The sequence below is a fragment of the Lachnotalea sp. AF33-28 genome (assembly GCF_003477885.1).
Classification (GTDB): Bacteria; Bacillota; Clostridia; order Lachnospirales; family Lachnospiraceae; genus AF33-28.
In genome coordinates this window covers 299-7589 of sequence record NZ_QUEE01000029.1, presented here as the reverse complement: position 1 = coordinate 7589, position 7291 = coordinate 299, and the positions used below count along the sequence as shown (strand labels likewise).

6 protein-coding genes and 5 tRNA genes are annotated in these 7291 nt (G+C 48.2%); 3 read left to right on the top strand and 8 right to left on the bottom strand.

Annotation, left to right across the window (positions count from 1 at the left end):
* Positions 1 to 96: 96 nt before the first annotated feature.
* The 3 genes from DWZ56_RS22435 to DWZ56_RS22425 form a co-directional block, all read right to left on the bottom strand.
* Entirely contained in the window at positions 97 to 690 is a 594-nt protein-coding gene (locus tag DWZ56_RS22435) for a guanylate kinase (protein ID WP_118558844.1), read from the bottom strand.
* A gap of 9 nt (positions 691 to 699) precedes the next feature.
* Positions 700 to 2142, bottom strand: a complete 1443-nt coding sequence (locus tag DWZ56_RS22430; RefSeq protein ID WP_118558843.1) for an aminotransferase class I/II-fold pyridoxal phosphate-dependent enzyme — start codon at positions 2140 to 2142, stop codon at positions 700 to 702.
* A 118-nt stretch (positions 2143 to 2260) separates the two neighbouring features.
* Complete coding sequence (locus DWZ56_RS22425; protein WP_118558842.1) at positions 2261 to 4882, bottom strand: calcium-translocating P-type ATPase, PMCA-type; 2622 nt, start codon at positions 4880 to 4882, stop codon at positions 2261 to 2263.
* Positions 4883 to 5182: 300 nt separating this feature from the next.
* Here DWZ56_RS22425 and DWZ56_RS22820 point away from each other — a divergent pair, with 300 nt between their 5' ends.
* The 3 genes from DWZ56_RS22820 (at position 5183) to DWZ56_RS22415 (ending at position 6685) form a co-directional block, all read left to right on the top strand.
* Positions 5183 to 5329: a hypothetical protein gene (locus tag DWZ56_RS22820; protein WP_158584700.1), complete on the top strand. Its 147-nt coding sequence runs from the start codon at positions 5183 to 5185 to the stop codon at positions 5327 to 5329.
* A 149-nt stretch (positions 5330 to 5478) separates the two neighbouring features.
* Entirely contained in the window at positions 5479 to 6201 is a 723-nt protein-coding gene (locus tag DWZ56_RS22420; RefSeq protein ID WP_118558841.1) for an SIS domain-containing protein, read from the top strand.
* A complete protein-coding gene (locus DWZ56_RS22415) occupies positions 6185 to 6685 on the top strand; it encodes a GNAT family N-acetyltransferase (protein ID WP_158584699.1) in 501 nt (166 codons plus the stop codon). The genes DWZ56_RS22420 and DWZ56_RS22415 overlap by 17 nt, the downstream gene beginning before the upstream one ends.
* A gap of 65 nt (positions 6686 to 6750) precedes the next feature.
* Here DWZ56_RS22415 and DWZ56_RS22410 read toward each other — a convergent pair.
* From DWZ56_RS22410 to DWZ56_RS22390, 5 genes are all read right to left on the bottom strand, one after another.
* Positions 6751 to 6823, bottom strand: a tRNA-Lys gene (locus tag DWZ56_RS22410).
* Positions 6824 to 6891: 68 nt separating this feature from the next.
* A tRNA-Phe gene (locus DWZ56_RS22405) sits at positions 6892 to 6964 on the bottom strand.
* Between the two features lie 6 nt (positions 6965 to 6970).
* Positions 6971 to 7044, bottom strand: a tRNA-Met gene (locus DWZ56_RS22400).
* Positions 7045 to 7094: 50 nt separating this feature from the next.
* Positions 7095 to 7176: transfer RNA gene (locus tag DWZ56_RS22395), tRNA-Tyr, on the bottom strand.
* 3 nt (positions 7177 to 7179) lie between these two features.
* Positions 7180 to 7252 (bottom strand) — tRNA-Thr (locus tag DWZ56_RS22390).
* Positions 7253 to 7291: the final 39 nt, after the last annotated feature.

Below are 7291 nucleotides of genomic sequence, written 5' to 3'. Positions count from 1 at the left end.
AGCCGGCCTTATGTGCAAGCACAACGGCCGGCTACCGCTGCTTTCTTCCGCACTGCTCATTGCCTTCGTGGATATTATACCACACTCTCCCCCACCTCAGGTAGTTTTTTCTGTTTCTATATCACTCATTATCTGTTTTAGACAGGTTTCTAAATCTGTATTTTCATATCTCTTTTTGATTCCGTAGCGAAGCAGGTTCTCTTCTTTGAAATCTTCTTCGTCTGCAAGAAACCTTCTGCAGAGTTCGCGATAGTTCGGGTTTTCCTGACGGCGCTCTCTTTCTACAGCACGTTTGAGACGCTCACCGTCGTCCAGATAGATGTAAATCGGAAACACACTCTCTTCACCGAAGTAAGCTTTCAGCTTTTCATAGGATTCCAGAGTCCCGATAGTCAGGTAATTTCCGCTCTTTAAATCGATCTGGCCGTCGTCTGCCGTAAAATAAGTCCAGGGGCCTGCTACCGTCTTGTATACCCGCTTTTCAATCACTTTTCCTTCGGCTTCCAAGCGGCATAAATCCTCATCCGTCACAAAGTGATATTCCACACCGTCCTTCTCGCCGTCCCTTATGGGCCTGGTGGTGTAGATCACGAATTTTTTTAGTCCGCTTTTCACTTCTTCCATCAATAGCTTGTATACCGTATCTTTTCCGGAGGCGCTTTTGCCCATCAAAAAATAGATTCTGCCCATCTAAACTCCTTAAGTATCTTTCAGTACTTTTATCTTTTTTTCCTGTGCATCCGACAGGCCGCGGACTTTCAGACCGCTCTCCTGATAGCAGAGCAGCCTGTCAAGGGCCTGCTGCCCGATCTGTTCACCGGGAACCAGCAAAGGGATGCCCGGAGGATAAATGTATATATAATCTCCGGCGATTTTTCCCGCCGAATCTTTCAAAGGCACTTCCTCCATCGGATATTCCAGCGCTTCCGAAGGCTTCACCATCATAGCCGGGCGCTGCATGACCTGCCCCGAAACAGACAGATCCGACCGTTCCGTATGCTCCGCCTCTTTACCTGAAGTCCACCGCTCATCCGTCTGAAGCAGGGCATATTCAAGCCGCCGGAACCCTTCCTCCGTATCGGCCAGGCTGGTCATAAACAGAACATAGGAGTCCGTACACATTTCAGCCTGTATATGATATTTATCCAGCATATAATCGTACAGCTGCCTGCCGGTTCTCCCGGTGCCTGACGCGGAAATCACAATCTTGGAAATATCCATATCAAATATATCACAGGTTCCCCGTTTATGGCTATCCAAAATTTTCAATCCTGTCATTTCACTAAGATTTTTCCTTAACCTGTGCAGACGTCCCGCGTAAATCTCCATAGCCTGACGCCCCTCATCCCTCATATAGCGTATACAACTGTCCATGGATGCCATCAACACATAGGACGGGCTGGAACTCTGAAATACGGACAAATACCTCTCGAGCTTTTCTACGGATACACGGTTTCCTTTTACATGCAGCAGTGCGGTCTGAGTGAGGGACGGAAGAGTTTTATGCAGGCTCTGTATCACCAGATCGGCCCCTTTTAGAACTGCAGATTCCGGAAAATCATGCTGAAAGCCAAAATGGGCACCATGTGCCTCATCCACGATCAGCACACATCCGTGCCTGTGACAGATTTTTGAAACAGCCTCAATGTCCGATACAACCCCCTCATAGGTGGGAGATGTTATAATCACAGCCTCAGTGTCTGGATGCTCTGTCAACATTTTTTCGATCTGTAACGGGCTGCATCCACCAAACGCCCCAAAATCCGGCATGATTTGTGGATAAGTGTACGACGGAACCAGGCTTTTGAGGAAAACTCCATAATAAGCGGACTTATGGCAGTTTCTGGCCATCAGTATCCGGCCGCCTGTGGAAACCGAGGCGTGGATCGCGGCCAGAATACCGCAGGAAGACCCATTCACGAGATAATAGGTTCTGTCCGCCCCGTAAAGTCCGGCTGCCTCTTCCATACACCTAAGCAGGATCCCATCCGGATGATGCAGATCATCAAAACCTTCTATCTCCGTAATATCAAAAGAAAACGGGTTCTCAAAGCTTTGCAGACGGCGTTTATGCCCCGGCATATGAAACGGATAATAATCGGATGCCGCATAATCCAGCAGATCTTCATATAAACCTTTCATAGATCATCACCTGTATTCTATTATTTCAATATTCATGACTATTCTCATCTGCCGATAAATCAGCGCAAGAGAGGGCAGGGTATGATCCTCTCTTGCGCGAAAAATTTACGTCAGCTGTTTATTTCTGATGCTTGATCAGACCGCAGGCCTTGGAAATCTCCAGCACGACCACAGACACCAGAGTCAGGGCAAACGCTTCCACATACAGATTTACAGGAAGTGCAATCAGCCCGAACGCCAGCCTGAACGGGGGTATGAACACTACCGCGCAGACCAGCACAAAGGACAGCAATGCTGCATAATTCAGTTTTTTATTCGTGAACACACCTGTCTTAAACAAGGATTTTTCTGAACGCATGTTGTAAGAATGCACTACCTGGGAGATGGCCAGAATGATAAATGCCATCGTGCGCCCTCCGGCTACATCGTTTGTCACACGCATGCCCTGATAAAATCCAAACAGCGTCAGCACCGCAAACATAAAGCCCTGCAGGACAATCCTCACTCCCAGGCCGTGTGCGAATATGCCTTCTTCTTTCGGCTTCGGGCGGCGCTTCATCACATCCGGATCCACCGCTTCCATACCCAGCGCAATCGCTGGCAGGCTGTCGGTCACCAGGTTGATCCATAACAGCTGCATGGAAAGCAGAGGTGATGTTTTCCAGAACAGCATGGCAAAAAATACTGTCATAACCTCCCCGATGTTCGTTCCCAGCAGGAATCCTACCGCTTTGCGGATATTATCATAGATTCCACGGCCTTCCTTCACCGCATCTACGATGGTGGCGAAATTATCATCCGTAAGGGTCATATCCGCAGCTCCCTTTGCCACATCCGTGCCGGTGATCCCCATCGCACAGCCGATATCCGCGGCCTTCAGCGCAGGCGCGTCATTCACTCCGTCTCCGGTCATGGAAACAATCTCACCCTGCTTCTGCCATGCATGGACGATCCTGATTTTATCCTCCGGTGATACTCTTGCGTAAACCGAGATATGTCTTACCTGCTTCTCAAGCTCTTCTTCCGTCATATCATTTAACTGGGAGCCTGTAACCGCCATGTCCTCCTCGGACATGATGCCCAGCTCTTTGGCGATGGCCGACGCGGTCACCACATGATCGCCGGTGATCATGACCGGACGTATGCCTGCCTCACGGCAGATGCGCACAGCTTCCTTAGCCTCCGCCCTGGGCGGATCAATCATTCCCACAAGTCCCATAAATGTCAGACCGTTTTCCAGAAGTTCAGGCGTCACATCTTCCGGAATCTCATCAATCCTCTTACAGGCAACCGCCAGCACACGCAGCGCCTGCCTGCTCATATCCTCGGTCGCTTTTTTCCCGGCCTCAACATCTCCGGCAACACAACGGTCCGCCAGGATATCAAAGGCACCTTTTACAATCACAACATTCTCGCCATCCACGCGGTTGACCGTGCTCATAAGCTTGCGGTCAGAATCAAACGGGATCTCCGCCAGACGCGGATACCGTTCGTTGAGCTCTTCCTTTGTAAATCCGTTGCGATAGCCCGCATAGATAATCGACGTTTCCGTAGGATCACCTATATGTTTTATCTTGCCCTCGCCATCTTCCACAATCGATCCGTCACTGCACAGGATTCCGTACTGCAGCAGCTTTTTCACAGGTTCCGAATCAGCGTCGCTGATCTCTTCCATCTCTTTGCTGTCCGCCAGCCAGGCTTTCTTGAGAGTCATCTGGTTCATCGTCAGCGTACCCGTCTTATCCGAGCAGATCACGGACGCGCTGCCAAGCGTCTCCACCGCGGGCAGTCTGCGTATGATCGCATTTTTTGTGACCATGCGCTGAACACCAATGGAGAGCACCACTGTCACGATTGCCGGAAGTCCTTCCGGTATGGCGGCCACAGCCAGTGATACCGCGGTCATAAATATTTCCAGAACATCGATTCCGTCAATAATGCCCACAATAAAGATCACCGCACAGATAGCCAGCGCCATAAATCCCAGGTATTTTCCGAGCTGGGCGAGCTTCTGCTGCAGAGGTGTCTGGGTATCGCTCTCATTATCCAGCAAGTTTGCGATCTTACCCATCTCCGTCTGCATGCCCGTAGACGTCACCACGGCCAATCCGGTTCCGTAGGTAATGCTGCAGCCGGAATAAATCATATTTTTGCGGTCTCCCAACGGAGCCTTTTCCTCTACCACCGCATTCCATTCTTTTTCGGCCGGCACAGATTCGCCTGTAAGAGCGGACTCTTCGGATTTCAGGCTGGCAGATCGGATCAGTCTGGCGTCGGCAGGAACATAATCCCCCGCTTCCACCTTAATGATATCTCCCGGAACCAGCTTTACGGCATCCACAACCTCTTCCGCGCCGTTTCTTATAACGCGCGCATGAGGTGCCGACAGGTTCTGAAGCGCCTCCAGAGCTTTTTCCGCTTTGCTCTCCTGAAATACACCCAGCACCGCATTCATAACTACAATAAACAGGATCAGAATCGGTTCAAAAAATTCGCCCGTATCCCCTTCCACACAGCCTATCGTAAAGGATATCGCCGCCGCGATCAGTAATATGATGATCATGGCATCCTTAAACTGTTCGAAAAAGCGCTGCAGATTCGTCTTTTTCTTCTTTTCAGCCAGCTTATTCTCCCCGTATTTTTCCTGCCTTTCGGTAACTAGAGCCTCTGTCAGCCCCTGATCGGAAGAACTTTGTAATGAATCTAAAACATGGCTGATCTCCTCGCTGTATATGGCCATTGCATGTCATCCTCTCTTTACATTGTTATATCCTGGGATGTCCGCCGGGCATCTCCGGATTGCTCATTGAATCAATTATACCCCAGCTTTGTATGCAGCACCAGAATATATTAGATAAATATATGAAAAATATATGAAAAATATCAAAAATTACCATTAAAATAATTATTCCATAAACTAATACAACTTATCCATTTGGTAAAAATATAGTTGTACAACAGAAGAAGTAAAAGAGGAAGCACACTGAAGTGTGCGTAGGTCATCAACCTTCGGTTGGTGACAGCGAAAGGAGACTTGACTATGGAAATAAATAAAGACCGCGTAGAACACCAGGAAAAAAACAAATCCGAACACGGACCTGCTAATAATAGCGCAACCGATCAGGTGCGCTATTCCTTCCCCGACAAAAGGGAGCGCAAAGACGGCCCCGGCGGAGAAAATGCATAGCTTTCATCAAAACCCCACAGCCCGGACAGCCGTCTTTACGGCTGCGGGGTAATTTCCTTTTAAAAAAATAGTAGCAAATAGTCTTTGCTGTTGTTATACTATAATTGATTCCACTATAGTATATATCAGCATTAGGAGGAGGTGCAGCAATGAATTTTTTGGAAACTTATAAGAAAGAAGTCTGTGACCGGATCAATGAAGCGGCCGCGGAATCTGAAAGCATCCTTGAAGCCGCAAAAATACTGTTGGAAGCCGAGAAACACGGCGGCAAAATTTTTGTCTTTGGAACTGGACATTCCTACATGATCGGACAGGATATCTACTGCCGGGCAGGCGGGTATGCCAAGGTACATCCCATATGCGAAATTGAGTTGACAACACTAACCCATCCTACCAAAAGCACCCGGCTGGAACGCACTGCTGATTACGCGGATACTCTGGACGAAATTTATGAAATACATAACGGTGATGTGCTTATCATAGTGAGTAACTCAGGCCGAAATTCTCTTGTCACAGAGTATGCCCTGCGCGCGAAAAAAAAGGGCGTCCGTATCATTGCAATCACCTCCCTGGAACACACCCGGACCATATCCTCACGGCATCCGAGCGGACTGCGTCTTTTTGAAATAGCGGACGCTGTGCTGGATAATCACGCGCCCTATGGTGATGCCACCACACAGATCGGAACCGATACAAAAATGGGACCGGTCAGCACCATTACCAGCAGTTTCATTGCCCACTGTCTGATGGGCTGCCTGGTTGAGCTTATGAAGCAGGAAGGAATGGATGCACCGGTATTTAAATCCGCAAATATGGACGGTGCTGATGAATATAACAAGGAGCTGTTTGATCTTTATGTATTTAACAAATGACTTATTTAAAACAGCGGCTTATTATCAGGAGGATAAGAGTATGGTCAATTACAGGAAACTGGACAGTCAGGACCGGACATGGCTGCAAAAAATCGTTGAAGATTTTCGGAATCAGCATATCAGTGAAGAAAAGGCCCGCGCCTTTTTAGATGACACACACATCTGTGTATATATGGCTTATGAAGACCAGCAGGTATGCGGCTATGTTCTGGCTTATCTTCTTCCACGGATGGATCTGGGCAATGATATGATGCTGATCTATCACTGCTTTGTGAAAGAAGAATACCGTCACCGCCACATCGCGCAGACTTTGATGGATTTAACAATAAAGGATGCTGAGTCCCTGAACATACATTATACCTTTTTAATCACTCAGGATACGAATGATGCCGCCAATGCCCTCTATACGAAACTCAATGGAGAACTCCATCCACATAATAAAAATGTGTATTATTGGTATGGAAGCGGCAGGCCCATGGAATAGACAGCGCAACAGCAAAAAAGCCTGCAAACCTTGTATTTCTTAGGTTTGCAGGCCTCTTTCATTCATGAGACACCGGGGACTCGAACCCCGGACAACTTGATTAAAAGTCAAGTGCTCTACCACCTGAGCTAGTATCCCATCCTTGTAAAGCGAAATATGCCCCGGAATGATGGACTTCGGGACAAATGTCATGTTGGCATGACAAATGCCCAGAGCCGGAATCGAACCAGCGACACGAGGATTTTCAGTCCTCTGCTCTACCGACTGAGCTATCTGGGCATTGAGTTGCGGGGGCAGGATTTGAACCTGCGACCTTCGGGTTATGAGCCCGACGAGCTTCCGGACTGCTCCACCCCGCGACGTTTAATAAATATGAAATTATGGATAAAAGAATTTTCATTCTTTTAAGTGGATGGAGAAGGATTCGAACCTTCGAAGGCGTCGCCAACAGATTTACAGTCTGCCCCCTTTGGCCACTCGGGAATCCATCCATAAGCCGATGATCGGACTCGAACCGATAACCTGCTGATTACAAATCAGCTGCTCTGCCAATTGAGCCACATCGGCAAAATACTACGGCAATTAAATCATTTTATTTTTCAGAAG